The 24,752-nt window shown below is 53.2% G+C and carries 26 protein-coding genes; 9 read left to right on the top strand and 17 right to left on the bottom strand.

The window, feature by feature from the left end; genetic code table 11:
- Positions 1 to 32 precede the first annotated feature (32 nt).
- The 5 genes from NSS83_RS00565 to rpiA form a co-directional block, all read right to left on the bottom strand.
- Positions 33 to 3,191, bottom strand: coding sequence for an MMPL family transporter (locus tag NSS83_RS00565; protein WP_341347479.1), 3,159 nt, complete (start codon positions 3,189 to 3,191; stop codon positions 33 to 35).
- Complete coding sequence (locus NSS83_RS00560) at positions 3,188 to 3,640, bottom strand: MarR family transcriptional regulator (RefSeq protein WP_341347478.1); 453 nt, start codon at positions 3,638 to 3,640, stop codon at positions 3,188 to 3,190. The genes NSS83_RS00565 and NSS83_RS00560 overlap by 4 nt, the downstream gene beginning before the upstream one ends.
- A 227-nt stretch (positions 3,641 to 3,867) precedes the next feature.
- On the bottom strand, positions 3,868 to 4,308 hold the full coding sequence (locus NSS83_RS00555; protein ID WP_341021280.1) for a GNAT family N-acetyltransferase: 441 nt from the start codon (positions 4,306 to 4,308) through the stop codon (positions 3,868 to 3,870).
- Between the two features lie 41 nt (positions 4,309 to 4,349).
- On the bottom strand, positions 4,350 to 4,838 hold the full coding sequence (locus NSS83_RS00550) for a VanZ family protein (protein WP_341021279.1): 489 nt from the start codon (positions 4,836 to 4,838) through the stop codon (positions 4,350 to 4,352).
- Positions 4,822 to 5,502, bottom strand: a complete 681-nt coding sequence (gene rpiA, locus NSS83_RS00545; RefSeq protein ID WP_341023285.1) for a ribose-5-phosphate isomerase RpiA — start codon at positions 5,500 to 5,502, stop codon at positions 4,822 to 4,824. Before rpiA ends, NSS83_RS00550 begins: the two co-directional genes overlap by 17 nt.
- A 125-nt stretch (positions 5,503 to 5,627) precedes the next feature.
- Here rpiA and NSS83_RS00540 point away from each other — a divergent pair, with 125 nt between their 5' ends.
- The gene (locus NSS83_RS00540; protein ID WP_036694433.1) at positions 5,628 to 5,825 is read left to right on the top strand and encodes a hypothetical protein; all 198 of its coding nucleotides are present in this window, start codon (positions 5,628 to 5,630) and stop codon (positions 5,823 to 5,825) included.
- Between the two features lie 42 nt (positions 5,826 to 5,867).
- Here NSS83_RS00540 and NSS83_RS00535 read toward each other — a convergent pair whose 3' ends face one another.
- Both NSS83_RS00535 and NSS83_RS00530 read right to left on the bottom strand, forming a co-directional pair.
- Positions 5,868 to 6,422 carry a macro domain-containing protein gene (locus NSS83_RS00535; protein WP_341021278.1) on the bottom strand — a complete coding sequence of 185 codons (555 nt, stop codon included), beginning with the start codon at positions 6,420 to 6,422 and terminating at the stop codon, positions 5,868 to 5,870.
- Positions 6,406 to 6,873: a hypothetical protein gene (locus NSS83_RS00530; RefSeq protein WP_341186229.1), complete on the bottom strand. Its 468-nt coding sequence runs from the start codon at positions 6,871 to 6,873 to the stop codon at positions 6,406 to 6,408. Before NSS83_RS00530 ends, NSS83_RS00535 begins: the two co-directional genes overlap by 17 nt.
- Positions 6,874 to 7,103: 230 nt before the next feature.
- Here NSS83_RS00530 and fsa point away from each other — a divergent pair, with 230 nt between their 5' ends.
- The 3 genes from fsa to NSS83_RS00515 all read left to right on the top strand — a co-directional run bounded on the left by fsa (position 7,104) and on the right by NSS83_RS00515 (position 9,558).
- Positions 7,104 to 7,751 (top strand): fructose-6-phosphate aldolase, encoded by a 648-nt coding sequence (gene fsa / locus NSS83_RS00525; RefSeq protein WP_036694437.1) that lies wholly within the window; start codon positions 7,104 to 7,106, stop codon positions 7,749 to 7,751.
- A 154-nt stretch (positions 7,752 to 7,905) separates the two neighbouring features.
- On the top strand, positions 7,906 to 8,349 hold the full coding sequence (locus tag NSS83_RS00520; protein WP_341021275.1) for a MarR family transcriptional regulator: 444 nt from the start codon (positions 7,906 to 7,908) through the stop codon (positions 8,347 to 8,349).
- Positions 8,350 to 8,361: 12 nt separating this feature from the next.
- Positions 8,362 to 9,558 (top strand): MFS transporter, encoded by a 1,197-nt coding sequence (locus NSS83_RS00515; RefSeq protein WP_341021274.1) that lies wholly within the window; start codon positions 8,362 to 8,364, stop codon positions 9,556 to 9,558.
- Between the two features lie 349 nt (positions 9,559 to 9,907).
- Here NSS83_RS00515 and helD read toward each other — a convergent pair whose 3' ends face one another.
- Both helD and NSS83_RS00505 read right to left on the bottom strand, forming a co-directional pair.
- Positions 9,908 to 12,265, bottom strand: a complete 2,358-nt coding sequence (gene helD, locus NSS83_RS00510) for an RNA polymerase recycling motor HelD (RefSeq protein ID WP_341021273.1) — start codon at positions 12,263 to 12,265, stop codon at positions 9,908 to 9,910.
- A gap of 87 nt (positions 12,266 to 12,352) precedes the next feature.
- On the bottom strand, positions 12,353 to 13,408 hold the full coding sequence (locus NSS83_RS00505; protein WP_341021272.1) for an aromatic acid exporter family protein: 1,056 nt from the start codon (positions 13,406 to 13,408) through the stop codon (positions 12,353 to 12,355).
- Positions 13,409 to 13,601: 193 nt separating this feature from the next.
- On the opposite strand from NSS83_RS00505, the gene NSS83_RS00500 reads away from it, so the two are divergent.
- Positions 13,602 to 14,117, top strand: a complete 516-nt coding sequence (locus NSS83_RS00500) for a hypothetical protein (protein WP_341021271.1) — start codon at positions 13,602 to 13,604, stop codon at positions 14,115 to 14,117.
- Positions 14,118 to 14,214: 97 nt separating this feature from the next.
- Here NSS83_RS00500 and NSS83_RS00495 read toward each other — a convergent pair whose 3' ends face one another.
- Positions 14,215 to 14,886, bottom strand: a complete 672-nt coding sequence (locus NSS83_RS00495) for a phosphatase PAP2 family protein (RefSeq protein WP_341021270.1) — start codon at positions 14,884 to 14,886, stop codon at positions 14,215 to 14,217.
- Positions 14,887 to 14,998: 112 nt separating this feature from the next.
- On the opposite strand from NSS83_RS00495, the gene hfq reads away from it, so the two are divergent.
- On the top strand, positions 14,999 to 15,220 hold the full coding sequence (gene hfq, locus NSS83_RS00490) for an RNA chaperone Hfq (protein ID WP_051478328.1): 222 nt from the start codon (positions 14,999 to 15,001) through the stop codon (positions 15,218 to 15,220).
- Between the two features lie 128 nt (positions 15,221 to 15,348).
- On the opposite strand, the gene NSS83_RS00485 is transcribed toward hfq, so the two are convergent.
- A complete protein-coding gene (locus tag NSS83_RS00485) occupies positions 15,349 to 16,455 on the bottom strand; it encodes a lactonase family protein (RefSeq protein ID WP_341021267.1) in 1,107 nt (368 codons plus the stop codon).
- Positions 16,456 to 16,639: 184 nt separating this feature from the next.
- On the opposite strand from NSS83_RS00485, the gene NSS83_RS00480 reads away from it, so the two are divergent.
- The gene (locus tag NSS83_RS00480; RefSeq protein ID WP_173126417.1) at positions 16,640 to 16,975 is read left to right on the top strand and encodes a LytTR family transcriptional regulator DNA-binding domain-containing protein; all 336 of its coding nucleotides are present in this window, start codon (positions 16,640 to 16,642) and stop codon (positions 16,973 to 16,975) included.
- 255 nt (positions 16,976 to 17,230) lie between these two features.
- Positions 17,231 to 18,409: a peptidylprolyl isomerase gene (locus tag NSS83_RS00475; protein WP_341021266.1), complete on the top strand. Its 1,179-nt coding sequence runs from the start codon at positions 17,231 to 17,233 to the stop codon at positions 18,407 to 18,409.
- A 129-nt stretch (positions 18,410 to 18,538) separates the two neighbouring features.
- Here NSS83_RS00475 and NSS83_RS00470 read toward each other — a convergent pair whose 3' ends face one another.
- Both NSS83_RS00470 and NSS83_RS00465 read right to left on the bottom strand, forming a co-directional pair.
- Positions 18,539 to 18,733, bottom strand: a complete 195-nt coding sequence (locus NSS83_RS00470) for a DUF2188 domain-containing protein (protein ID WP_341021264.1) — start codon at positions 18,731 to 18,733, stop codon at positions 18,539 to 18,541.
- Positions 18,734 to 18,812: 79 nt separating this feature from the next.
- On the bottom strand, positions 18,813 to 19,412 hold the full coding sequence (locus NSS83_RS00465) for a nitroreductase family protein (RefSeq protein ID WP_341021262.1): 600 nt from the start codon (positions 19,410 to 19,412) through the stop codon (positions 18,813 to 18,815).
- A gap of 277 nt (positions 19,413 to 19,689) precedes the next feature.
- Between NSS83_RS00465 and NSS83_RS00460 the strand changes: the two genes are divergently transcribed.
- Entirely contained in the window at positions 19,690 to 21,105 is a 1,416-nt protein-coding gene (locus tag NSS83_RS00460; RefSeq protein ID WP_341021260.1) for a metallophosphoesterase, read from the top strand.
- Between the two features lie 51 nt (positions 21,106 to 21,156).
- Here the strand turns inward: NSS83_RS00460 and NSS83_RS00455 are convergent, their stop codons facing one another.
- From NSS83_RS00455 to NSS83_RS00440, 4 genes are all read right to left on the bottom strand, one after another.
- Entirely contained in the window at positions 21,157 to 22,086 is a 930-nt protein-coding gene (locus NSS83_RS00455) for a phosphotransferase (RefSeq protein ID WP_341023284.1), read from the bottom strand.
- Positions 22,087 to 22,304: 218 nt separating this feature from the next.
- A complete protein-coding gene (locus tag NSS83_RS00450; RefSeq protein WP_341186234.1) occupies positions 22,305 to 22,865 on the bottom strand; it encodes a DNA polymerase III subunit beta in 561 nt (186 codons plus the stop codon).
- 221 nt (positions 22,866 to 23,086) lie between these two features.
- Positions 23,087 to 23,320 carry a ribbon-helix-helix domain-containing protein gene (locus NSS83_RS00445; protein WP_341021259.1) on the bottom strand — a complete coding sequence of 78 codons (234 nt, stop codon included), beginning with the start codon at positions 23,318 to 23,320 and terminating at the stop codon, positions 23,087 to 23,089.
- A gap of 177 nt (positions 23,321 to 23,497) precedes the next feature.
- Positions 23,498 to 24,712, bottom strand: a complete 1,215-nt coding sequence (locus NSS83_RS00440; protein WP_341021257.1) for a chromate transporter — start codon at positions 24,710 to 24,712, stop codon at positions 23,498 to 23,500.
- Positions 24,713 to 24,752: the final 40 nt, after the last annotated feature.

Below are 24,752 nucleotides of genomic sequence, written 5' to 3'. Positions count from 1 at the left end.
CTTTAAGGTTTCATCTCTTGTGGTGAAGAACGTTACATATCCAGCGATCTAGGCTGATCATCCCCGGCCGCCGGACGGAACGGCCACCAGTTGGCCCGGCCGAACATCCGCACCATCACCGGCACGAAGAACGGCAGGAATACCAGTGCATACAGCGCCAGACCGGACAATACAACCGTCGCAATCTGCATCATCGACAGGACCCCGGAAGGATACATCGAAGCGAAGGTACCGCCAAGAATCACTACAGCCGAAAGAATCACTGTCCCCATATTACGCATGGCGTGCAGGATGGCTTCACGCACATCCCAGGTTTTATTCTCATTGAAGCGGTCCATCAGGAAGATACTGTAGTCTACTCCGAGGGCAATCAGCATGACGAAGCTGAAGAACGGCGTCGTCCAGGTGATGCCCGAATAGTTCAGCAGATGCACGAAGATCGCTTCCGTGATGCCCAGTGCTGTAAAGTAAGTGATTAACAATGAGGCAATAATGTACAGCGGCATAATCATCGAGCGGAACAGCACCACCAGGATGATGAAAATACCGCTTAGCATCAGAATGACTGTACGCGTGTAATCTTCATTGGAGATGGTCTGCAAATCATTGTAGGTGCTGGTCACGCCGCTCATGGCAGTTTCCGCGTTCTCCAGCTTGGTGCCGGCTACGGCACGGTCCACCGCTGCCTGAATCTGTCCGACACTGTCAATAGCCTGCGCGCTGTATGGATTCCCGGCGAAGACCACATCCAGGGTCATGACCTTGCGGTCCCCGGACAGATAGGTATCGAATACCTGCTGCATGCCCTTGGCCTTGAGCGCCTCTGCCGGAACCAGGAACCCGCTCAGCTCATCATCCTTGGCATCCTGAATCTGCTTGAGGTAATCCTGCGCCGAGCTTAAGCCTCCGGTGATTTGTCCCAGACCGTCCGCACTTTGCGTCAGTCCGTCCGTCAGCTGTCCAAGCTGGCCCGTAAGCTCGCCGAACCCGTCGGCAAGCTGCTTCTGCCCGCCTTGCAGCTGAGTAAGCCCGCTGCTGATCGCCGGAAGCTTGCCGACGATCTGCCCCTGGCCGTCTGCCGCCTGCGCAAGCCCGGTTTGCAGCTTGCCGATACCGGCTACCAGCTGATCCAGCCCTTTCGCCAGCGCAGCCTGGCCTGCTGCCGCTTTGGAATACCCTGCATTGGCCTCTGTCAAACCGGCCGCCGCCCCGCTCAGCTGGGCCGAGATCTGGCCCAGTCCTCCGGCCAGTCCCGCTGCTCCCGTACCGCTCTGCGTGACTGTGCCTTTGATCGTCTGGTAATTCACATCCTGGAGCAGCTCCGGATAGGAGGCTTCCAGTCCGGTGAATGAAGCTCCCAGACCGTTAAGCGCATCTGCCACGCCTTGAAGCTGTGACTGCAGACCGGTGAGGCCCCCGTTCAGCGCCGTCAGGCCGCTGCCGATCTTCTTGTAGCCTTCAAGAAGTGCGGCATTGGCCTGTGCGAGTTGCTTGGCACTGCCTGCCGCCTGAGCCAGGCCCGCTTTGATCTCTCCCGCTCCGGCCCCGCCGCTGCGGATGCCTTCTTCGATTCGTGATAAGCCAGCGCCCAGCGCGTCAATGCCTTTTTTCAGCTCAGCCGTTCCTTCTGTAAGCTTCGCACTGCCCGAGGCGGCTTCAGCAAGCTTTGGCTCATTGTCCTTCAGCTGCTTGCTTGCTTCGCTCAGCCCGCTTTGGATCTTGGTTAACCCTTCACTGCTCTGATCCAGACCGTCCGACAGCGTAGCCACCTGAGTAGGAATCAGGAAGTCATTAATCTGCTCCCCGGTAGGGCGGGACATGCTGCGCACAGCCTTAACGCCATCCACCTTTTCCAGCTCGCGGCTGATTTTCTCGGCAAGTCCCATATATTCAGCAGTGTCCATCCGGTCGTCATTCTTGATGACAATCTTGCCCGGCATGGATTCACCCGGTCCGAAGCTCTCAGATATAATATTGAACCCTTTGACCGAGGCGTAGTTAGGCCCGATCTCATCCATACTGTTGAAGCTCAGCTTCCCGCTGTAGGTAAGCAGGAACGGTGCCACAACCGCAGCCACAATCAGCAGCGCAGCCCAGGGTCTCTTCAGCGAGAACGAACCGGCGGCTCCCCAGATCCGGCTCTCACTGTGCTCCAGCTTGCCGCGGGAGGGCCAGAACAGCTTAGGACCCAGAACTGCCATGAAGAACGGCACGACCGTCACCAGTGCAAGCAGCATCACCGCTATGCCGACAGCCACCGCCACCGCCGAACGGTAGAGCATGAACTTGGACAAGCCGATGGCCACGAAGCCGACAAAGACCGCCAGCCCTGAATAGAACACCGTTCCACCAGCCTTCCGGTAAGTGGCGATGATGGCGCTTTGCGTATCCTCCGACTGGGCAAGCTCCTCCTTGAACCGGCTGATCAGCAGGATACAATAATCGGTCCCGATCCCGAACATGACAGCGACCATGAAGATCTGGGTGAACGTCGAGAGCGGAAAGTCAAAGCGGTCCACCAGGAACGCGACAACCGACTGGGACACGATATAACTCAGTCCCACTGTCAGCAGCGGTACGAACGGAGCCACGAACGAACGGAACACCACGAACAGAATCAGCAGAATAAACACGACTGTGATGTATTCCGACTTTTTCAGACCGGCTTCCGAGCTGGCAATCGTGTCCTCCGTAATCAGCCCTTCGCTGGTCATATAATGCTCCGCCGTGACGTTACTTAGCAGTTCAGCAGCCTTACCCGGCAGCTCCTTGACCGCCGCTTCTCCGCCTTGCACCGACAATGCCACCATAATCGTCTTACCGTCCCCGGCAATTAACGTATCCTTCAGCTCAGGTTGGGAGAAAGGATCAGTAATCGCACCAAGCTTCAGGGAATCCTTGTTCCCGGCCAGCTTCTCCACACCCTGCTTAATACTCTCGGTGTCTGCGGCCGTCAGCCCCTCCGGCTTATGGAACACCAGGGCCACTTGATGCACCGTCTCCCCGTCCTTGGCCGCAGCGACCTCCTTCATAATCTCCGCAGCCCGCGATGAGGTATAGCCGGCCGGGACAGCGATCTGACCCTTCTCGCGCACCAGATCCGACATGCCGGGAGCCGTGAGGAATAACACTGCCGCCACCGCCAGCCATACCGCGATAACTGCCCATCTTGCCTTCAAAATCGTTCTCAATTGCTTTTCCCCCCTGTATCCTGCATCAGAAATGCCAGCTTCTCAAACATCACAACAAAATGCTCAATATCCTTATCATCGAAATGGAACAGATACGGGGAGATCAGCTCATGCATCTGCTTCTGAGAGGTCTCATACACATCCTTCCCCCGCTCTGTCATCGTCAGGTACACTTGCCTGCGGTCATTCTCATCCCGGGTCCGCTGAATCATGCCCGCTTCATCCAGCCGGTTGATGATGGCCGTAATCGAGCTTTTGCCGACCGCAACAGCCTCAGCCAGATAGGTGGAGGTGCACTTCTCCTGCCCGCCAATCAGCCTGAGAATGCGGAATTGATCCGAGGTCAGGCCTTCTCCAAAAATATCCCGGAGCCGCGAGTTGATCTGCCTGGTAACGACCATATAAGCCTCTACGTAGCGGTTAATCCATTGCTCTGCATCTTTTCTCAAAGCCGGTTCCTCCTTCTGTCCTTATAGTTCACGTGTAGAACAGTTTCACAGTAAAACTATATTGTCCTTTTCATTAAAAGTCAACTGGTTTTCATGAATTTCACATTGTTCTTCAGCAGGGCGATTAAGCAGCTTCAAGAACGCAAAAAACCACCCCGCACGCATAGTGCAGAGTGGCTAATATTAACTATTTCACCTATTGAATACCCTGATACCGTCCGTCCCGCTTACTCCTCGTCTTCCGTCTCTTCCACCTCATAGACACAGCGGAACATTTCGATTCCGGCAGCGTTCTCGCCCAGGCTGTACACCATAAAGCCCAGACTGCGGTAAAAGTCAGCAGCAATCTCGTCCTCTGTCTCCGCTACCAGATAACGCGGCTGACGGGAGGTGACCAGCTCAAGAATCATGCCGCGCGCATACCCTTTGCCCCGGTTCTCCGGGAGCACTGCAATATGGCGGATGTCGAGCGAGCCGTCTTCCGTCTCTTCGTATCCAGTTAGTCCGACCAGCAGCCCTTCCTCCTCCCAGCCGCACAGCTGCATGGCCGCAAGCTTACTATATTCCTCCGAAGTGCGTATCAGCGCATCCGGGTCATCTATAACCGCATAAGCCAGCAGCTCATTCACCTGCGGTGTGCCGACAAGCGGCTTCAAATCAATCAACATATGTCTCATCCTCCTAAAAGTATACCTGACCCGACGTCCCGCTATCCCCGCACCAGCCGCAGCAGCGCATAACCCGTCCACACCCCGAGCAGGTTAAGCAGCAGATCATCGATATCCAGGCTCCCGACATGCAGCAGCATCTGAAGCAGCTCCAGTACAATGATGCCCAGTGCAGACAGCAGCGTCAGCCGGATAAAAGAGCGGTAACCGGTGACCACCAGCGGAAGCAGAATGCCAAAAGGCGCGAATACTGCCACATTCCCCAGGAGATTCACCAGCCTGCTGGCATACGATAATCCATTCGTCATATCAAAGTATAAACGCACTGTCCGCAGCGGTTCAAGATTGTAACGGAGCGGTCCGTCCAGCTGAACCGTCCGTCCGAATCCAAGGAACATCCAGTACAGCAGCATTCCGCTATACGCGATCAGGAGCAGCCAGGCCAGGAAGCGGCGTCCGGGCGGAAGCGCCTGCTTGGCTGAAGTCTTCCCTTTCCGGCGGCCTGCATTCGGCTTAGCGATCCTGGCCACCTTCAACTATTTCAATCGTGCCGTCGCTCTTACCGATAATCGCCAGATCGGCAATCCCGATGAAGAGTCCATGCTCGACGACTCCGGGAATACGCTGGAGGGCAAGCGCCAGCTCTGCCGCCGATTCAATGGCTTCAAACCGGCAGTCGGCAATATAATTGCCGTTATCCGTCTTGTACAGGTCTTCTCCGCTACGCCGCAGCTCCGTCTTGCAGCCCAGCTTAGCGAGCGCGGCGACCGTCCACTCCCAGGCGAACGGCACAATCTCCACCGGCAACGGGAACTTCCCGAGCGTGGTCACGGCCTTGCTCTCATCGGCCACAACGATCATGCGTGCGCTGCCCATGGCGACAATCTTTTCCCGCAAAAGCGCACCGCCCCCGCCCTTAATCAGCTGCAGCGCCCCGTCGAGTTCATCCGCCCCGTCAATCGTCAGGTCGAGGCTGTCCACATCACTGAACGCTACCAGCGGAATGCCCAGTTCGCGGGCCTGATCCTCAGACGCCTGTGAGGTAGCTACGGCCGTAATTTGCAGGCCTTCGCTCACCCGCTCACCCAGCTTGCGGATGGCCCAGTAAGCAGTAGAGCCTGTTCCCAGGCCTACTTTCATACCGTCCTGCACATATTCGACTGCCTTCTCCGCTGCCAGCTGTTTCACATTGATACTCATTTTATTCCCTCCATGTTATCCGTTATAATGAACGAAGTGGAATGGGCTGTGCCTGTCCACAAGGAATTCTTATCCTAACCCATCAGCCTGACACTAATTATCCATCAGGAGGCATCCGCATGAGAACCGAGAACCAAATCCAATCCAAAATCAACGAAATGACGCTCCAGCGCAGATCCCTGGAATCACGGCTGGCCCCGCTGCCTCCCGGCGACCCTCAGCGGGCAGCACTTGACGCCCAGCTGACCAGGCTGGAAGATCTGATTCTAATGCTGGAATGGGTGCTGAACGCACCTGCGGGCAAATATCACGCCTAACTTCCGGGCCTTCATCTCTTCTCTAGCCGCTCCAGCCGCTGTTCAGCTATAGTTCCCAAGCATGGCCTCGTACAGCCCGGCATTCTCATGCTCGAAGCAGACGAAATCGATCTGCCGCAGCGGGAGCTCTGCCGGGCTCTTCGCGCGGACATACCCTACTACAGTTTCCAGCGCCGTCTTGCAGGCCAGCTCCTTCGGGAAGTTGTAAATGCCCGTGCTGATATTCGGAAAAGCGAGACTCTTCACCCCATGAGTGCAAGCCAGATCAAGGCTGCTCTTATAGCATCTCGCCAACACAGCCGCTTCACCGGCCGTACCGCCCTTCCAGATCGGACCCACCGTATGTATCACTCCGCGAAAAGGAAGCCGCCCCGCACCGGTGAGCGCAGCTTCGCCGGGAAGAATGCCGCCCTGCTTCTGACGGATTCCCGCGCATTCCTCCGCAATTCCCGGGCCTCCGGCCCGGTGTATAGCCCCGTCCACTCCTCCGCCTCCATACAGACCGGAATTCGAGGCATTGACGATCATCTCGCCCTGCCAGGAGGTGATATCGCCTTCATGAACCGACAGGATTACATCCTTAACGTTGATCTGCATAGCGGGTCTCCTCCTTCGCCGCAGTCTCCAGCGCCTGAATCAGTTCCTTCTCGCCCCTGCGGGCAGCCTTCCCTGAAAAAGAAACATGCGTAAGCCGGCCTCCCTGCACTGCGGCCTGGCGGAGAATGCCCAGCATATAATTCTGCGCATCCGATAACACGAGCTCGCCCGTTCCGGCGGCAACTCTGCACAAAGCACGGGTTGTTCCCGCTTCTGAGTCCGGCAGGTCTTCTTCCCCGGGCTCAACCACCGTGAATTGAAACAGCGGCACCGCCTCCGGCAGCTCCTCACCCGCAGAGAATCTCTGATTATATACCGAGTACATCAGATTGCCGGTATGCGCTCTGGAAGCATCCGACTCTTGCTCCGCAAGGATTCTGCTGTTCTGGTAAGCAATAATTCCGGCTGTGACCAGCAGAAACAGCACCACTCCCGCAATTAAAGTATACATTCCTGTCACCAGCCCATCGCCTGTAATGAACAATACCGTTTCTATAGTATCATGGACAGAAGTGTCCGTGAATGGTCCTACCCGTGTAAAAACATTTTTTTGCGCCGATTCCATAAAGTTATTTTGAAAGATTCAAATTAACAGTTGAAACTTCACGTGGCATGTCTCATAATGAAGTGGAGCCTGCTGTTTTGTCAAATCCATACGAAATCAAGGGAGGATACCTGGAAATGAAATTTTTCTTGGATACCGGAAATATTGAGGAAATCAAACGTATTACCCGCCTCGGATTAGTGGATGGCGTAACGACGAACCCGTCGCTGATCGCCAAGGAAGGCAGATTGTTTAAGGACGTAATCAAAGAGATCGTAGCTATTGTCCCTGGTCCTGTAAGCGCTGAGGTTATCGGTCTTACGGCTGAAGAGATGCTTAAGGAAGCTTACGAGATCGCTGAATGGGCTCCGAACGTGGTCATCAAGCTCCCTATGACTGAAGATGGTCTGGAAGCTTGTTATGAACTGACCAAAAAAGGCATCAAAACCAACGTAACGCTCGTATTCTCCGCTGCTCAAGGCCTCATGGCCGCCAAGGCAGGAGCAACTTATATCAGTCCGTTCGTCGGACGTCTGGATGATATCGGTGTAGACGGCATGAAGCTGATCAAGGATCTGAAGACGATTCTGACCAACTACGACCTGAAATCCGAGATCATCGCCGCCAGTATCCGCAACATTGCCCATGTGGAGCAAGCAGCCATTGCCGGTGCTCACATCGCTACCATCCCGGGATCACTCCTGCCATCGCTCTGGAAGCACCCGCTGACCGACAATGGTATCGAACGCTTCCTGAAGGACTGGGAGAAGGTTCCACAGGTTTAAAAACAAAGCAAATCTTCAAGCCCCCCTTCCGCATTCTGCGGAGCGGGGCTTTTTTGGTGTTGTTAGGTGGGACGGATTACCATTTTTCCTTGACTCATTTACTTGTTATGCTTATACTTGTTACAACAAGTAATTATAAAGGAGCAATTCATTTATGACCCTGTCCTCTCCCCAGCAATTCCTCGGCTTCCTGCTGGGCTCGACCCACCGGAGAATCTCAGTGAGCTTCGCCCGGGCGTTGAAGCCGTATGACATTACACCCGAGCAATGGTCCACCCTGCTGATGATCTGTGACCGCAGCGGAGTCAACCAGAAGGAGGTGGCCGTTGCCTCCGCCAAAGACCAGCCCACCACCGCCCGGATCGTGGAGCTTCTGATTAAGAAAGGCTTCATTACCAAAACGGCCAACCCGGAGGACCGCAGGGCGTTCCAGCTCTATGCCACAGGAGAGGGAAGGGCGTTAATTGAGAACACTATAGCTCTGGAGCAGCAGACTATAGATATGGCTGTAGCCGGTTTGCAGCCGCAGCAGCTTGAAGATCTCCGCAATATGCTAGAGCAGATCTATCACAACACCGGAAATATACATCAGGAATAGGAGTCAACCCACTTGAATCAAACCTCTGAACGTCTATGGACCACATCCTTCATTACACTGACCCTTTGCAACCTTCTGCTGTTCATAGGACTGCAGATGACCTTATCTACCCTTCCTGCTTATGCGGAAAGTGCTTTGCATGCTTCACCCGTGCAGGTCAGTCTTGTGACCAGCCTGTTCGCCCTCAGTGCGATTGCCTCCCGCCTCATCTCCGCCAAAGCCATGGAGAAAGGCGGGCGCAACCTGCTGATCTTCCTCGGCCTTGCCATTGCCCTCTCTGCGGTGGCGGGCTATTATTTCGCAGGCAGCATCCTCACCCTGCTGCTGTTCCGCATCCTGTTCGGCATAGGCTTCGGTATGGCCAGCACGGCGTTCCCGACCATGGCCTCCGATGTCATTCCCATCCGCCGCATGGGCGAGGGCATGGGCTATTTCGGATTATCCACCAGCCTCGCCATGTCGGCTGGCCCGCTAATCGGACTCAGCCTGCTGCAAGGACCAGGCTTCGGGTCCCTGCTGCTGGGGACGGCTGTCGCGCTTGCTCTGATCCTGCCGATGGGCTTCCGCCTGGCGAAGTCACTGCCTGGCGGTCATTTGGAGCCGTCCGCAGTTCCGGCAGCAGCTGCCGGAAGCAATCCTTACCGCAGGCTGCTGCTTCCCTGCCTGCTTAACTTTCTCTTATCCATCTCTTACGGCGGGCTGCTCGGCTTCCTGGCGCTCTACGGGCAAGAGAAGCACCTCCAGCATATCGCTTACTTCTTCCTGTTCAATGCCTTAGCCATTGTCGTGATCCGGCCGCTCTCCGGCAGAATCTACGACCGCTATGGTGCGCCTGCCCTGCTCATCCCGGGAAGCCTGTTCATCGCCACAGGGCTTTTGCTGCTATCCTTCGCCTCCACAACAGCGGGCTTGTTCCCGGCCGCCCTATGCTACGGCTTCGGCTTTGGCTCCATGCAGCCTGCGCTCCAGACGTGGATGATCCAGTCTGTCGAACCGCGCCAGCGCGGATTAGCCAACGGAATGTTCCTGAACTCCCTGGATCTCGGTGTCGCCATCGGCTCCATGCTGCTTGGCGCTGTCGCCATGTTCACCAGCTATGCCGTGATGTACCGGTACTCGATATTGGCACCTGTGCTGCTGCTCGTTATCTATCTTCTGGTACTCATGACCCGGCAGAACAGTAAGCGCAAAGCTGCCTTAGAGGGATAGCTTTACGCTAACGTGAAATGGAGAAAACCACCCTAACGGAAAAATAAGATTACCTTCGCGCGAACACAATGTATGCTGTTTTTGGCATACATCCAGGCCACACGCCTGCACGCCAGCAAACGTATGCTGTTTTTGGCATACATCCAGGCCGTGCGCCTGCTTGTGAGCACAATGTATGCTGTTTTTGGCATACATCCAGGCCGTGCGCCTGCTTGCGAGCACAATGTATGTTGTTTTTGACATACATTTGGTCCAACACACACCTTCTACACAGCAGCAGGAAGCTATAGTCTCCTAATATAAGAACAAAACCGCCTCGCGTCACACGCGCAGGCGGTTTTATATTTGCTCACTTCTCTTGCGTACCAGCCGTTACCGTTTCACGCACAGCAGCAGGCATGAACGGGCTTGGCTGTCCCAGACTGTAGATATGAAGCAGATGCATCGCCCGGGTACAGGCGGTATAGAACAGCTTACGTTCATGTTCACGCCCGTATTTCTCAGCGGAACCGTCATAGATGATTACAGCATCGAACTCGACGCCCTTGGCGAGGTAGGCTGGAAGCACCAGCGTCCCTTTTTGAAAATTAGGCGTTTCCTTCGTGACCAGCCGCACCGGCAGCCGTTTCTCCAGTTCACCGTGCACCTGTGCGCTCTCTTCTGCGGTCTTGCAGATCACAGCCACATAATGATAACCCTCCGCATGAAGCTTAAGCACATCCTGCTCCACAGAGGAGAGCAGATCGTCTTCACTGTCCACCAGCGTCAGAAGCGGCTCCTCCCCCCGCCGGTTAAAGGGTACTATCTTCTCGCCGCCGGGAATCATCGCCCGTGTGAATTCAACAATCTCATACGTAGACCGGTAGCTGCGGGTCAAAGAGATCACCTCGGTGTTCTCTTCGCCGTAGATGCTCACCAGCCCGGCCAGATCTCCCAGCACCTCGCCTTGGGCATAGATCGCCTGATTCAGGTCGCCCAGCACGGTCATTTTGGCCCGGGGAAACAGGCGGCGCATGAATTCCAGCTGGAACGGCGAGTAATCCTGCACCTCATCGACAATGACATGACGGATCAGCGTGTTCGTCCGGAAGCCCTGGCTAAGCTCCTTCAAGTACAGGAACGGTGTCGCATCTTCATAGGCCAGCTCATTGCCCCTGATTGCAGTAAGCGTCTGCGCGCAGATCTCATCCCACGCTTCAGGCAGCGGCTGGCGGGTATCCAGGCGTTCTATCAGCTCACGGCCCTCGAATAAACGGCTGTACAGCGCCTTCACATCCACGAAGCGCCCGCGCTTGGTCCAGCCGCGCAGCGGCTTGAGACGCTGGCTGACTACGTAGCGGGCCAGCAGGATTCGCTCCGCATCATAATCATCGAAGCTGTCATTATGCCCTCCGCCCTTGCGGCGCATCTGGTTATAGGCCCGCTGATAATCGCTGTTGTCCATCAGCTCAATCTGCTCGTCTACCCATGCCGCACTCCGCTCTTCTGCGCCGAAGGCCGCAATTTTTTTGAGCAGCCAGCCCGTCATCAGTTCAATCCGGTTCGCCAGCTTGATGCCCGGGTCATAGCTGTAGAACTGGCGCTCCATCTCTTCCTTAGAGGCAACGGCCTTCCCCTGGAACATCAATGGCTTGAACAGCATGCCTTCATGCTCCAGCAGATTCACATATTGCCGGATGGCGCTAAGGAAGGCTACTGATGATTTATAAGCAATGCCTTCCCGGCGGATATAGGCTTCCTCCCCGTCCGGGGCATTCAGCAGACTCTCCGTCTGGCTGAACACATCCTCCAGCTGAAATTCCTGGCCCAGCCGGTGCTCCAGGTACATCTGGAAGGTGGTCTGCTGCATATTCTCTTCCCCCAGCTCAGGCAGCACAGTGGATACATAGCTGTTGAACAGGGGGTTCGGCGAGAAGAGCAGCATCTGATCTGCCTGAAGCACCTCGCGGTACTTGTAGAGCAGATAGGCTACCCGCTGTAGCGCTGCTGATGTCTTGCCGCTCCCGGCGGCTCCCTGCACAACCAGCATCCGGCTTCGGTCATTACGGATGACCGCATTCTGCTCCTTCTGGATGGTGGCTACGATCGACTTCATCCGGTCATCGGCACTATGGCTCAGTACCTGCTGAAGCAGTTCATCGCCGATGGTGACGCCCGTGTCGAACATGACTTCAATCTCACCGTTATCAATCACGAATTGGCGCTTCAGCTCCATGGTGCCTGTAATCTGTCCTCCAGGTGTCTCATAAGATGCAGGTCCCGGCGCCCCGTCATAATACAAGCTGGAGATAGGCGCGCGCCAATCGTAGATCAGGAAGGTCCCGTTATCCTCCATCAGCGAACCGATGCCCAGATAGATGGTATCAGCCGCAGCATCCCCCGCCTCCGAGAAATCAATCCGGCCAAAATAGGGCGATACTACCAGCTTTTTATATTTTTTAAGCGCCTTGCTGGATTGCAGATGATGGCGTTCGCGTTCGTTCAGAATCTGTGCCTGCTGCCGCAGACTGGTTGAAGTCTCCCCCAGGTCGTCGGGGCTGCTGAAGTTCACTGTGACCTCTTCCCAGAAGTCTTTGCGCATATCCACGACATCCGTGCGGTGGAGTCCCAGCTCCTCTGACAGCAGCCGGATATGGGCAGACAGCAGCTTGGTGATGCCGTTTACCCGCTCCTGCTCCTTTTGCCACTCGTGATCATGTTTATCCAATTCATTTCATCCCCTTTGGAAGGTTGACTAACAATGTTACCAACTCTTTAGTCGTTTTACAAGTTTTTGCTATATAGATCTCGCGCTCTAAATTTTCTCACTCAGCACTGTACTGTCCTTGTCATCTGCGTTCATCCGGTGGATTTGGTCAGCCACTTTATCCAGACGCTCCAGCTGATAGCCGTAGTCATAGATGGCCGCAGCCACCACCGACAGCCGGAGCTGCCCGGATTTCTGCGGATCATACCCGTTGATGGCGGATTTCAGGAAGCGGTCATTGTCCTCCGCCAGCGGCTCGGAATCATTGGCTCCCGGCTTCAGCTTATCCTCGAATTTCAGCAAAATGTACTCATGGTACTTGATCAGCTGCTCCAGATGGCGGTCGAACAGCTCATCCGTTTGCTCTGTCCGGTCAGCCTGGAAGTAATGCCGGTCAATCGCCTCAAGCACCTGATAGCCCTTTTGCAGGGAACCCAGCAGGTTTTTGTAGACCACCATCTGCCTCGTCTGACTGTATTTAGCCTTGCGGAGCTGCTTCTGCTCCTCCTCGAACAACGCGTATTTGTCAGCCAGCGCTTTAATCGCGCCTTCCAGCCCGTTCTTCTCATCCCGGAATACACTTTCCTTCATCTCATGCGACACCGCTGTCCGCAGCAGCAGCGATAAGCTGGTGAACACATTCTCGATCTGCCGGATGTACTGCTTGCGCGGCTGGGGCGGAAATACAGAGATATTGATAATAAAAGCCGACAAAATCCCGGTCAGGGTCAGCAGGAACCGGGTTAAGGCAAACTGCCACTGGCCGGAAGCCTCCATGACAGAGATGACTGTGACCAGCGTCAGGCCGATGGTGTCGGCACGGTTCATTTTCATGCTGATCATAATCACCAGGATACATACCAGTCCAACCGCAATCGGCTCATTGGAGAGCAGCATTCCGCCAAGCAGCGCAATCACGGCCCCCATCGTGCTGGTCTGGATCTGATCGAGGAAATACCGCCATGATCTGTATATGGACGGCTGCATGGCAAAGATTGCCGCAATAGCCGCACCGACAGGAGAAGCGAAATTGAATAGAACGGACAGATAAAGCGCAAGCGTTACGGCCATTCCTGTTTTGAGTATGCGGGCACCGAAAGCCAAATCCATCCCTCCCAAGAGCTTGAAGCTTATCATAATTACTGTGGATGTTCATCCTTTATGTATATCTTGTTATTACCCATGAACTGCGCTGGCGAATTTTAGTATGTCTTAAGCCGGGCTTCAGGATTCTTTCAGCTTTCAGGGAATACTGTTATACCGGGTAGTCACTATAACCATCAGAAGAGGTGTATTCATGAAAAAAACGACCCGAACCCTATCCGCATGGGCAGCAGCCATGATGCTTGCCCTGTCTCCAGCAGCCGCCTTCGGCGAGCAGCTTCCCAAAGGCACAGCCACCCCTCCTCCGGCCTCACCGCATGCCGGCAGAGAGCATACCGGCAGAGAACATCCCCCTCACCGCAGCGGGGACCGGAATCTCAGGGCCGGAGGCCATTTCATTATCAGCGAAACGGCTGAGCTCCTGGGAATGGGCCGTGAGGAGCTGATTGCCAGCCTGAAATCGGGTAAGACCCTGACAGGTCTGGCCCAGGAGAAGAAGGGCTGGAGCGAAGACCAGTATGTCCAGAAGCTGAGCGATGCCGCCAGCCTGAAGCTGGATGGATTCGTCAAGGAAGGGAAGCTGACGCAGGAAGACGCGGCGAAGCTGAAACCGGGCTTGCCGACGCTGATCAAGCGCAGCCTCAGCCGCGTAGCCCAGCTTCACCAAGGCAAGCCGTCACCGCCGCCTGCTGCTACGAAGGCCCCCTGAACTGTACGGCACCGTCCCGGGGGAGACAAGCTAGCGAGACCGTCCTCCTTACGGATGGATACCGTATGTAAGAGAACAGGCACTGAAATGCCCGGAGTTACTTCTTCCGGGCATTCTTTGTGTGATGCGGATTCGCTTTGTAATTCCGGTAAGCTTCGAAGCAGGCCGCCGACAGCATCAGCCAGGCTCCGCTCGCGGCATAGCCGCCGATCACATCACTCGGATAATGCACCCCCAGATAAATCCGGCTCCAGCCGATTCCTCCGGTCATCAGCACAGTGAACAGAATCAGCAAGAACCGCTCGCTACGGCTGTGCATATGCCGCCAGAGCAGGTAGGCAATGACCCCGTATAACGAGAAAGCCGCCATTGAATGTCCGCTGGGGAAGCTGTAGCCTGCCTGCTCAATCAGCCTGTGAATGGTGGGACGCTCCCGGTGGAACCACAGCTTGAGGAGCGTGTTCAGCAATTGGGAGCCGAGGCCCACCCACAGAAACAGGGCAAGCTCCAGCCGGTGCTTTAGCGCGAAGAACAAAATGAGCATGGTCAGCACGGAGATCCCTATTGCCAGCTTCGAGGAGCCGACTAATGATAAGCCTTTGGCCAGTGCGGTAAGCGGCGGAGATTCCATCGATTGCACGAACCGGATCACCGCATGGTCGAAGCCCTGGGCTCCGCCCAGCTTAACCAGTAATGCGATCAGGATAAAAGCCAGTAAAAACCATATAAACCGCCGGAATCCACGGGACCAGTAATGATAATATAGCATAACTACCCCCTTGTCTATTTCTCAGGCCTTAAGAACACATTTCCTGGGAAGGTCTTTCCCGTGTTATAATGGCCTGGAGAAATTATTTTAATTAAAGATGGAGTGCTGCCAAGTGGAAAGTCTAAAATTGCAGGAACGTTTGTTGAACCAGTGCATCTCAACAAAGATGCCTGTGACGATCTTTACAACTAACGGAGTCAAAATGCAGGGACTGGTAACCTCTTATGACGCTTATACGATCACCTTGCAGGGTCAGGGTGACGGAAGACAGAACGTACTCTTCAAATCGGCAGTCTCCACCGTGGTGCCGCTGAAGCCCGTCTCACTCAAATAAGCTGTCTGATCGGCGCACATTTTAACCTAAGCTACTACAAATGAACCTTCCAGGAACTCAAAAGGAACACCGGAGCAGCATCCCGGTGTTCCTTTTGCCGTTGTCTCCTTTGAGTCAGCCAGCTTGTCCTACACGGGGAAAACCGCCGGCATCACGCACACCGGCTTCGACAGCTCAGCTGTGTTGCCGGTGAAGCTCAGGCGGCCGCTGCCTTCGTCCAGGGAGAAGACAACCAGATTATTGCCGTCCCGGTTGGCAACAATCAGATACGCACCGTCCGGTGTAACTGTGAAGTGACGGGGATGTCCGCCTCTGGTGGATACATGCTCTACTAGGGTCAGCCCTGCCGTCTGCGGATTCACAGCATACTGTACGATGCTGTCATGTCCGCGGTTCGAGCCGTACAGATATTTGCCATCCTTGGAGAAGGTGATCTCTGCACAGCTGTTCTGGCCGGCTTCATAGCCTTCAGGCAGTGTGGATACAGTAGCAGCCGTCTTCAGGGTTCCTGCCGCAGCATCATATAGGAATGATGTCACCGTGCTGTCCAGCTCATTAATGACATAAGCGGACTTCCCGTCTGGATGGAACACGAAATGCCGCGGTCCTGCACCGGCATGCAGCGCAGTGTCTCCAATCGCTTCCAGCGTTCCCGCCTCTGCATCTATCCGGTAGCTGCGGATCAGATCCAGTCCCAGATCCGAGACAAACAGGTAACGTCCATCAGGGCTGAAGATGGCAGAATGCGGATGGGGACGGTCCTGGCCCGGAGTCCCACCATGTCCTGTGTGCTGAGCGATATCCGTCAATGCCACAGGCAATCCGCCCTTGTCCAGCGTGAGGAGTCCGACCGATCCCCCGTGATAGCTGCACACGACCAGATGTTGATTTTTGGCGTCCCGGTTAATGTTACAGGTCGTGCTCTGGCCTTTGCCTTCGGAAGGCATAGTCTGAATCCGCTGCAATTCGGTCAGCTTGCCTGTCTCAGGATCGATAGCGAAGGTTATAACCTCCCCTTCCTTACCGCCCGTACCGTTCGGCTTCTCCCCTATGGCATACAGCTTGCGACCGGAAGGGTCCACATTGACGAACGTAGGATTCGTCAGGCCTCCTGCGGTATCCAGCCGCTCCAGCGTGCCTCCGGCTTCACCGTCAAAGGCAAACACCTGGATTCCGCTCTCTTCTGCGGTGGCGTAGGAACCGGTAAATAACAGCAGCTTCGTCTTTTCGTTCATCTAGAATTCCTCCTCAAGTTAAACAGCCATCTATATAATTTACAATTTTTCGTGAGGGTTGACAAATGCAACGGAAAAAGTGACAAAAAACATTTCAAAAATAAGACTTCTCAAGCCGTTCAGAGTATGATATAATGAAAGCGCTAACATTAATGTTATTAATCAAGATAAAGGGGGAACACGAATGAGCAGCCTGCTGGAAGCCAGAAATGTATATGAGGACTTCGAGGTGGAGACAGACATTCTGTTCTTTAAGGTCGGGGACCATGACCTGGTCATTTTTCACGGCAGAAACTACAATATTAAAAAGAGAATGACTGCCGAGCAACTGAACCGCTTATTGTCGAGCAACAGCTATTATCATGTGTACGGAGGCTGCTACGTGAACCTGAACAAGATCAGCTCCATAGAGGACGACTGCATCTACTTCGGTGAGATGGGCCTCTATGCCAAGTCTGTACGGGTTCCAAGACGTAAGCAGGAGAACATCCGCCATTTACTTAAGGGTCTGAGTTCCTAAGCCGGACACGTTATCCGCACACATCTTGCAGTACGGTACTCTTCTATTCGAATGATTACAGTCTCTCTCATCAGGCCGGAGCGCATATGGGGACACCCGTGCTGCTCCGGTTTTTCCTGTGTTTTACCTGTTTCTTAATGGAATCTTAAAAAGTAATTGTGCTTTTTTATACTTTCTTAAGGTTTGGAATTCTGTTTTCTGGTAAAGTTGTAGAAAGACAGGCACCACCTATATTGAAGGGAGTCATTAATTATAATGGACAAAAAAGATTTCAATGAAAATGAAAAGCTAGAAAACGGCATTACGCCGGAAGAGAATGATACTTCTGTGATTACTCCGGAAGAAGGAATTGAGCCTGCCGGAACAGCCCCTGTGCCGCAGGAACCTGTACAAGCAGCTCCAAGAGTTGAAGAAAGCGTTCCCGTAATGAACAAAGTCGGCGGCGGAGGTACTCCCCCATCCTCACCTGCTCCATCCGGCGGCGGCAAAGGCTGGATGATTGCATCGCTCGTACTGGCAGCAGCACTGATTGTAGTGCTGATTGTACAGCCTTTCAAGAAGGATGACAGCAAAGTTGCCGTTGCTTCCGTGAACGGAACAGACATCACCAAGGCGCAGCTGTATGATAAATTGGTTGAAGCCGGCGGGGAATCCACCCTGCAAAACCTGATTACCACCACGCTGGTGGGCCAGGAAGCCAAAAAAGCCAACATTAAGGTTACCGATGCCGACATCAACGAAGAGATCGAGAACCTCAAAACCCAGTTCGGCGGCGAGGAAGCTCTGAATAACGCTCTGCAGCAGAGCTCAATGACCATTGAAGACCTGAAGAAGCAAATGCCGCTCCAGGTTGAAATCCGCAAGCTGGTAGAACCGAAGGTAACCGTTACCGATGATGAGATCTCCAAATACTTCGAAGAAAACAAAGCGAAATACAACCAGGAGGAAGAAGTTCGCGCTTCCCACATCCTGGTGAAGACCAAGGAAGAAGCTGACGCTATTCTGAAGCAGCTCAAAGACGGCGGGGATTTCGCAGCATTGGCTAAAGAAAAATCCGCTGACACCGGCTCCAAGGACAAGGGCGGCGATCTAGACTTCTTCAAACGCGGAGACATGGTTGCTGAATTCTCCGATGCAGCCTTCAAGCTGAAGGTTGGCGAAACCAGCGGCGCTGTGAAATCCGATTACGGCTACCACATCATCAAGGTTACTGACCGCAAGGAAGCCAAAGAATATACACTTGCCGAGAAGAAGGAAGAAATCAAGAAAACTCTGATGTCGCAGAAGGTATCCGAGATGTCTGCTACGTGGCTGGCTGATCTGAACAAGAATGCCAAGATCACCAATACGTTGACCGACAAACCGGATGCATCCGCTACTCCGGCAGCCAGTGAAGCTCCTGCTGCGGCAACGGAAGCTCCTGCTGCGAAATAAAGATTGCGATATTGGTACAAGCTATAACAATATAGAAGGCTACAATAAAAAGGACAAGCGTTCATCCGCTTGTCCTTTTTATTTGTGTTCAGATGTCTGCCTCAATTATTGTTCGTGCAGAGTGAGCTGCTATTGCCCTTTTTTTCGGATCTGCTTATCGTGATTCTCGCCCCACTCTTTGGCCTGTGCAGTGGCGATGGCGATGGCCCGCCCCTCCTCATATCCGTCGTCCAGCAGCGCATTGGCAATCTCCACCGCTTTGTTGCGAACAGGCGCAGTGAAGTTCTTCAGTGAATCCGGGTAGTTCTCCTTATTCCATGGCATGACAAAAACCTCCTTGATCTGGCTATATTCATACTTAGCCGGATCAGGGAGGTTCTAAACTGCTTATCGCAGGGTTTTCTTACTTAATGACCTTCACGCGTTCTTCAATCGGTTGGAATTCCTTCTCGCCAGGAGGCGTCAGGATGTTGCCGAATGGCATCTGGGCAATCAGCTTCCAGTCCGCAGCAATACCGAAGGTCTCCTTCACTTCATCGTCGATCAGCGGGTTATAGTGCTGTAGGGATGCACCCAGACCTGCTTCTGCGAAGGCAGTCCATACTACGAATTGCAGAATCCCGGAGGACTGGTTGGACCAGATCGGGAAGTTCTCAGCATACAGGGCAAAATTCTCCTGCAGGTGCTTCACCACTGCCTGATCTTCGAAGAATAGCACGGAGCCGTAGCCGGCTTTGAAGGAGGACAGCTTCTGAGCCGTGCCTTCGAATTGTTCAGTAGGAACGATCTTGCGCAGGGTCTCAGCTGTAATATCCCACAGCTTATCATGTTGTTCGCCCAGCAATACGACAGCTCTTGAGCTTTGCGAGTTGAAGGAAGTTGGGCTATGTAGAACGGCCTCTTCAACAATCTTCTGAATTTGTTCATCAGAGATTGGGGATTCTTTACTGATGGCGTATATGGAACGTCTGCCTTTTACCGCTTCAAAAAAAGTCTTAGACATAAAATAACTACCTCCATTAAATTAAGTAACTTACTTTTTTTAATTGTAACACTTTTCCGGTCTGAATACAACACATCATTCACAACTTTTTCCTGTACCAGCTCTTTGTTTGTATATCCGCTCTTAGTGTCGCTGAATTGAGTTCAATTATGCACCTTCCACTATTTTCTATAAGCTATTCTGGAGGTTTAGAAACAACGGCTAACATATCGTATATACAACCCTGTCATAAATACGCTACAATGATTCAGCTAAAATACAGAAAGAAGGTTAAGCTATGCGCGTCCCGCTTCATAACCGCACAACTCATATGGTGAAGCTCACCTTAATGATGCTCCTCTCTTCCCTCCTCATCCTCAGCGGGTGTGAAGACTCCGCTTCTTCTGCCTTGAACGCTGTTCCAGCCGCCGCCGGGGCCGTGACCCCTGCTACAGAACCCGGAGAACCAGTATCCTTCTGGGTCGCCACCGATACACATTATCTGGACAAAGCCCTGGAGGACGGTGGGCAGGCCTTCCAGACTTATGTCACAGGCGGCGATGGCAAAATGCTTCCTTACAGCGATGAGCTGACCGAAGCCCTGGTCCGGGATGTGGAACAGAACAAGCCGGCCTTCCTCATTCTGAGCGGCGACCTTACGAATAACGGGGAAGCAGGTAGTCATGAGGAGCTGGCTGCGAAGCTGCACCGGATGGAAGCTGCGGGAACCCGCGTCTACGTCATTCCGGGCAACCATGATATCAACAACCCCTGGGCCAGATCGTTCGACGGTGACAAGCAGGTCGTGGCCAAGCATATTAACGTAGAGGATTTCCTGCGCATCTATGACGATTTCGGATATAACGAGGCGGTCTCGCGGGATGCGGACAGCTTAAGCTATGCGGTGAAGGCCGCACCCGGCCTGTGGCTGCTGATGCTTGACAGTGCGCAGTATGCTCATAACGAAGAATATAATTTTCCGCAGACCGACGGCCGCCTTCTGCCCTCCACCCTTGCCTGGATTGACGATAATGTGAAGCTGGCCGCTCAGGAGCATGCAGCTGTGATTACCGTGATGCATCATAATCTGCTGAGCCACACCTCCATGGCCGTATCCGGGTTCAAGCTTAATAACAGTCAGGAGACGATGAAGGCTTTTCGCCGGAACGGGCTAAATCTGGTGTTGTCCGGGCATATTCATATGCAGGATATCCGCCGCGATCCTCCAGAAGCCTCTATAGATCCGGCCTTACCTGTCTATGATATTGCTACAAGCGCCATGGCGGTGAATCCGCACCAGTACGGCAGAATGACCTTCGATCCCGCATCACGGGCCGTGACCTACCATACCACTCAAGTAGATGTTGACGGCTGGGCCAAGGCCAACCACAAGACCGATCCGCACCTGCTGAACTTCAAAGCGTATGCGGAGCAGATCTTCGCAGAGAACTCGTATGACAAAGCGATGAGCCGGCTTAAGGAGAGCAGCTTCACAGAAGCGCAGAAGCAGTTGATGGCTGAGGTGATGTCGAAGCTGAACGTGAAGTATTTTGCCGGGAATGCTGCTGATTCGCTGGAGGAGATTCGGGCGATGCCGGGATTCAAGCTGTGGGAGAGTATGGAGGGCGGCTTCATGTCCGGATATATCCGCAGTATGGCGGAGCACGCAGAAGAGAGCAATACCTCGCTGGAGATGGTTCTGACTACACAATAGCTGACAGCAAAGCCTCCCTTCCGGTGTACGAAAGCGAGGCTTGTTCCAGGCTTATGCTTCTATGAACTGGAGCGCACACTCTGTATGATGATCGGCAATTCCTTGTGCGAGCTGCTGGTCAGGGAAGCCTCGGTGAACTAGCTTCAACCCGCCTGAGATTAATGAGAGATGATGATGGAACTTATAGAACAGCTTCCGGTTCTCATCGAGCTGAACATCTTTCAGATAGCGGTAGTGCTTCCCAAAACGCATCTCCAGGAAGCTGTGTTCGTGTTCAATATCATAGAATTCGGCTCCTTCAATATCAATCAGGTAAGGCTCCAGCTGATCCGTTACGATCACATGATTGGGTCCAAGCTCTCCGTGAATGAATCCGTAGCTGTTTCGGGGTACTATTTTGGACTCCAGACTATATAGTTTGTCGAGCAGTTTCCCTTGATTCTTACGGATGGCTTCCACATGCTCTGCGGCGTAAGTTAGCTGTTCGATCCCATTGTATAATTGATGCAAATGACATTGTGTGTTGTTAGGCGCAGTCTGATCCGGTTTACCGTAGGTTCTGCTCTGAATCCTATGCATGGCATGAATCATCTCTCCCACCTGCTGGAAGACCTTATCCTGAACCTTACGGTCCGGATGCTTGAAATATCCCCCGGCCTCTTGTCCGGCTACATACTCAACCAGCGCATAATCGAAATCGTACCGGTCTCTGTCCTTATTCAAATCATAGAGTATTGGTGTGCGGATCGCATGCTCTATCAAGAACCTGTTATTACTCTCAAATAATTCACTCCCATAGGACTCTGCATGCAGGTTATGATTAACGATTTCTTCCTGAAAATAATTCATGATCAGGTCCCACACGTACAGAATACAGGAGAACCCATTGCTGCAGTCGAGCTTATAGACCACCTTCTGGGCACCGCCCTCCATCCTGCTGACCTTTACGACTGTATAACTCGTGCCTAAGACCTTCTCCACATACTCCTGCAACTCAGCAGTCCCCAGATGACATTGAAATTTCAAGTAACCACACTCCGCTTCTTCTTGTATTGCCGGCTACTTCACTCTATTCCATTCCAGGAAAAAAATATAGACTGTTTCTTTGCGCTCTGTTATTATGTTGAATTAGGTCTTGGAAAAAATAGGAATGCATATTTTTGCTTTATATTTACGGATAACAGGGCTATGCCTTACGCTTACTTTGCGGTTCGCACTGGAGTAATTAGAAAAAAAGTTGAAGAAAGATCATTCAACGGATGTATGACTATCGGGCTCATTTTACCGGTGAATCTCAACCGTATGAACTCGCTACTCGTACCATGAAGGATGTCTGCAACATACTTTCCATTTAGCGAGATCGTGAAATCCTCCCCGTTCTTCTCGAGTATAGATACCTCGTCCTCAATATCTCCAATTTCTGCGGTTTGGGATAACAATCGTAGTCTGTCGGCAGTGGTCTCTAACCTTACAATACTTTCACTGGCCAATACCGTCGTCCGTTCTACCGCTTTTAACAGAGGATCTATTCTAATTGTAATCTCTGATATAAAAGTGTGCGGAATCACATGGTGCAGGGACGGGTACTCCCCTTCAATTAAAGCAGATTGAACCATAATATGGTTAGCAGTGAATCTAACATGACGATTGGTTACTTCAACTTCTGTTGTTCTGGCCTCGCCGTCCATAATTTTAACCGCTTCAATTAAATTTCTGCCAGGAATAATAATATGCCTCTCCATCTCAGCTTCATGTTCCACATCAAGGTTGTATTCTCTTGAGGAATGCGATATTGGATAGTCATACTGCTATTGCTTGCGGTAACTATAAGTTCATTCATTCGAGCTTGTATATGAACGCCTGTCAGTATGGAAATCACATGGTTTGCCGGCACAGCCCTTAACACTTGCTGAAGAGCTTTGAGAAGAATATCCTTGCTGACGTTGACCCGCACTGGCTTCACCCGCTTCCATAAACTACATTACAAATCGGTAGATTCAATCAGAGATCGGATCAGCTCCGACCGGGACAATTTATGCTCTGCGCAATGCTGTTCGACCTTCTCCCAAAGCTCATTAGTTAAGGTTACCGAGACTTTTTTCGTTACACCTATGTTCTTGCGGCCTGCTCCCTCCCGGGGACCTCCTCTTGCAGACATGAATCCTAATTGACCTTCTTTATTGGAAAGACCTATTTTCAAATCATTTTGACTCAATTTGACTTGTCTCCTCTTTTTTTGAATTAGGTTACCTATTTCAATATCTATATTACTATTTTATCATACGATCAATGGGCTTACAATGTTAGGATTGGATGATTCTGGTGGCAAAAAGAAACCCACAACAAAAAACTGACCCTGCAAAGTTGCAACGGCCAGTTCTATATAGAGCGATCACATTCCCCCGATCACCATTCCACCCGCCGCACCGGCTAACACAACCAACCAAGGCGGCAGCTTCCAGAAGACCAGCATTATGAACAGAATGATAGCCAAGGCAAAGTCCAGCGGGGCGAGGATGGCTGTCGTCCACAGGGGATCGTACCAGGCGGCAAGCAGGATACCGACCACAGCGGCATTGATTCCGGTTAAGGCTCCTTGAATCCGGGGGCTCCTTCTTAAGCTGTTCCAAAAAGGCAGTGCGCCTGCAACCAGCAGAAAGGCTGGCAGGAAAATTGCGAGCGTGGCCAGGGTGGCCCCGGGAACACCGTCGGTCATTGCTCCAAGATAGGCTGCAAAAGTGAACAACGGACCCGGTACAGCCTGCGTGGCCCCGTATCCCGCCAAGAAATCGGCTGGGCTCACCCAGCCTGTAGGAACTACTTCTTGTTCCAGCAGCGGAAGCACGACATGTCCGCCGCCGAATACCAAAGCACCGGAACGATAAAAGCTGTCAAATATCGCTATTCCTCCAGTCTCCGCCGTCCCTCTTAGGAATGGGAGGACAATCAGGAGTAAGCCGAACAACGCTAAACAAATGATGCCGGAGGACCGGCGAATGGGGACCGGAACATTCGTCAAACTCTCCGCAGAACTGTGGCGGTACAGCCATAACCCGGCTATGCCCGCTGCAGCAATCGATAGAATCTGACTGTAGCCGGTCTGCCACGATAATGTAACAGCTGCCGCAATAGCCGCGATGGTCACTCTTTCCCGGTCCGGGGTCAGCTTCTGCCCCATGCCAAGGATGGCTTGGGCAACAATCGCGACAGCTACGATTTTCAGTCCGTGAATCCAGCCAGCACCGGCAATATCATAGCCCTGAAGCAGGAAGGCAAACGCGGCCAGTACCAGGACAGAGGGCAAAGTGAAGCCCAGCCAAGCGACCAACCCGCCCAGCCAGCCTGCCCGCACCATCCCGATGCCAATCCCCACCTGACTGCTCGCCGGACCGGGAAGGAACTGACAGAGCGCTACCAGATCCGCATAGCTTCGTTCATCCATCCATTTCCGGCGGCGGATATACTCATTGTGGAAATAACCCAGATGGGCGACCGGTCCGCCGAAGGAGGTAAGACCCAGTTTGGCGGATACAAGCAGGATCTCAAGTAACACCCCAGCCTTCCCCCTCCGATGGTCTCCCGGCACCGCCTGCTTCTCTGCTTGCATATCTATTGCTCCCTTGACCCTAGAATGTATACCTCATTCC

Source organism: Paenibacillus sp. FSL H3-0469, from assembly GCF_038051945.1.
In the GTDB taxonomy this organism is placed as follows: Bacteria; Bacillota; Bacilli; order Paenibacillales; family Paenibacillaceae; genus Paenibacillus_AQ.
Note: the sequence above shows the minus strand (reverse complement) of the source record. Positions and strands in the feature narration are given on the sequence as shown.

Coding starts and splice junctions, on each gene's coding strand:
- NSS83_RS00555 (WP_341021280.1), bottom strand. CDS start 4,308: ATGTTGATTGATTTGAAGCCGCTTGTCGGCACACCGCAGGTGAATGAG.
- NSS83_RS00540 (WP_036694433.1), top strand. CDS start 5,628: ATGAGAACCGAGAACCAAATCCAATCCAAAATCAACGAAATGACGCTC.
- NSS83_RS00535 (WP_341021278.1), bottom strand. CDS start 6,422: ATGCAGATCAACGTTAAGGATGTAATCCTGTCGGTTCATGAAGGCGAT.
- NSS83_RS00530 (WP_341186229.1), bottom strand. CDS start 6,873: ATGTATACTTTAATTGCGGGAGTGGTGCTGTTTCTGCTGGTCACAGCC.
- fsa (WP_036694437.1), top strand. CDS start 7,104: ATGAAATTTTTCTTGGATACCGGAAATATTGAGGAAATCAAACGTATT.
- NSS83_RS00520 (WP_341021275.1), top strand. CDS start 7,906: ATGACCCTGTCCTCTCCCCAGCAATTCCTCGGCTTCCTGCTGGGCTCG.
- NSS83_RS00500 (WP_341021271.1), top strand. CDS start 13,602: ATGAAAAAAACGACCCGAACCCTATCCGCATGGGCAGCAGCCATGATG.
- NSS83_RS00495 (WP_341021270.1), bottom strand. CDS start 14,886: ATGCTATATTATCATTACTGGTCCCGTGGATTCCGGCGGTTTATATGG.
- NSS83_RS00485 (WP_341021267.1), bottom strand. CDS start 16,455: ATGAACGAAAAGACGAAGCTGCTGTTATTTACCGGTTCCTACGCCACC.
- NSS83_RS00480 (WP_173126417.1), top strand. CDS start 16,640: ATGAGCAGCCTGCTGGAAGCCAGAAATGTATATGAGGACTTCGAGGTG.
- NSS83_RS00475 (WP_341021266.1), top strand. CDS start 17,231: ATGGACAAAAAAGATTTCAATGAAAATGAAAAGCTAGAAAACGGCATT.
- NSS83_RS00470 (WP_341021264.1), bottom strand. CDS start 18,733: ATGCCATGGAATAAGGAGAACTACCCGGATTCACTGAAGAACTTCACT.
- NSS83_RS00465 (WP_341021262.1), bottom strand. CDS start 19,412: ATGTCTAAGACTTTTTTTGAAGCGGTAAAAGGCAGACGTTCCATATAC.
- NSS83_RS00460 (WP_341021260.1), top strand. CDS start 19,690: ATGCGCGTCCCGCTTCATAACCGCACAACTCATATGGTGAAGCTCACC.
- NSS83_RS00440 (WP_341021257.1), bottom strand. CDS start 24,712: ATGCAAGCAGAGAAGCAGGCGGTGCCGGGAGACCATCGGAGGGGGAAG.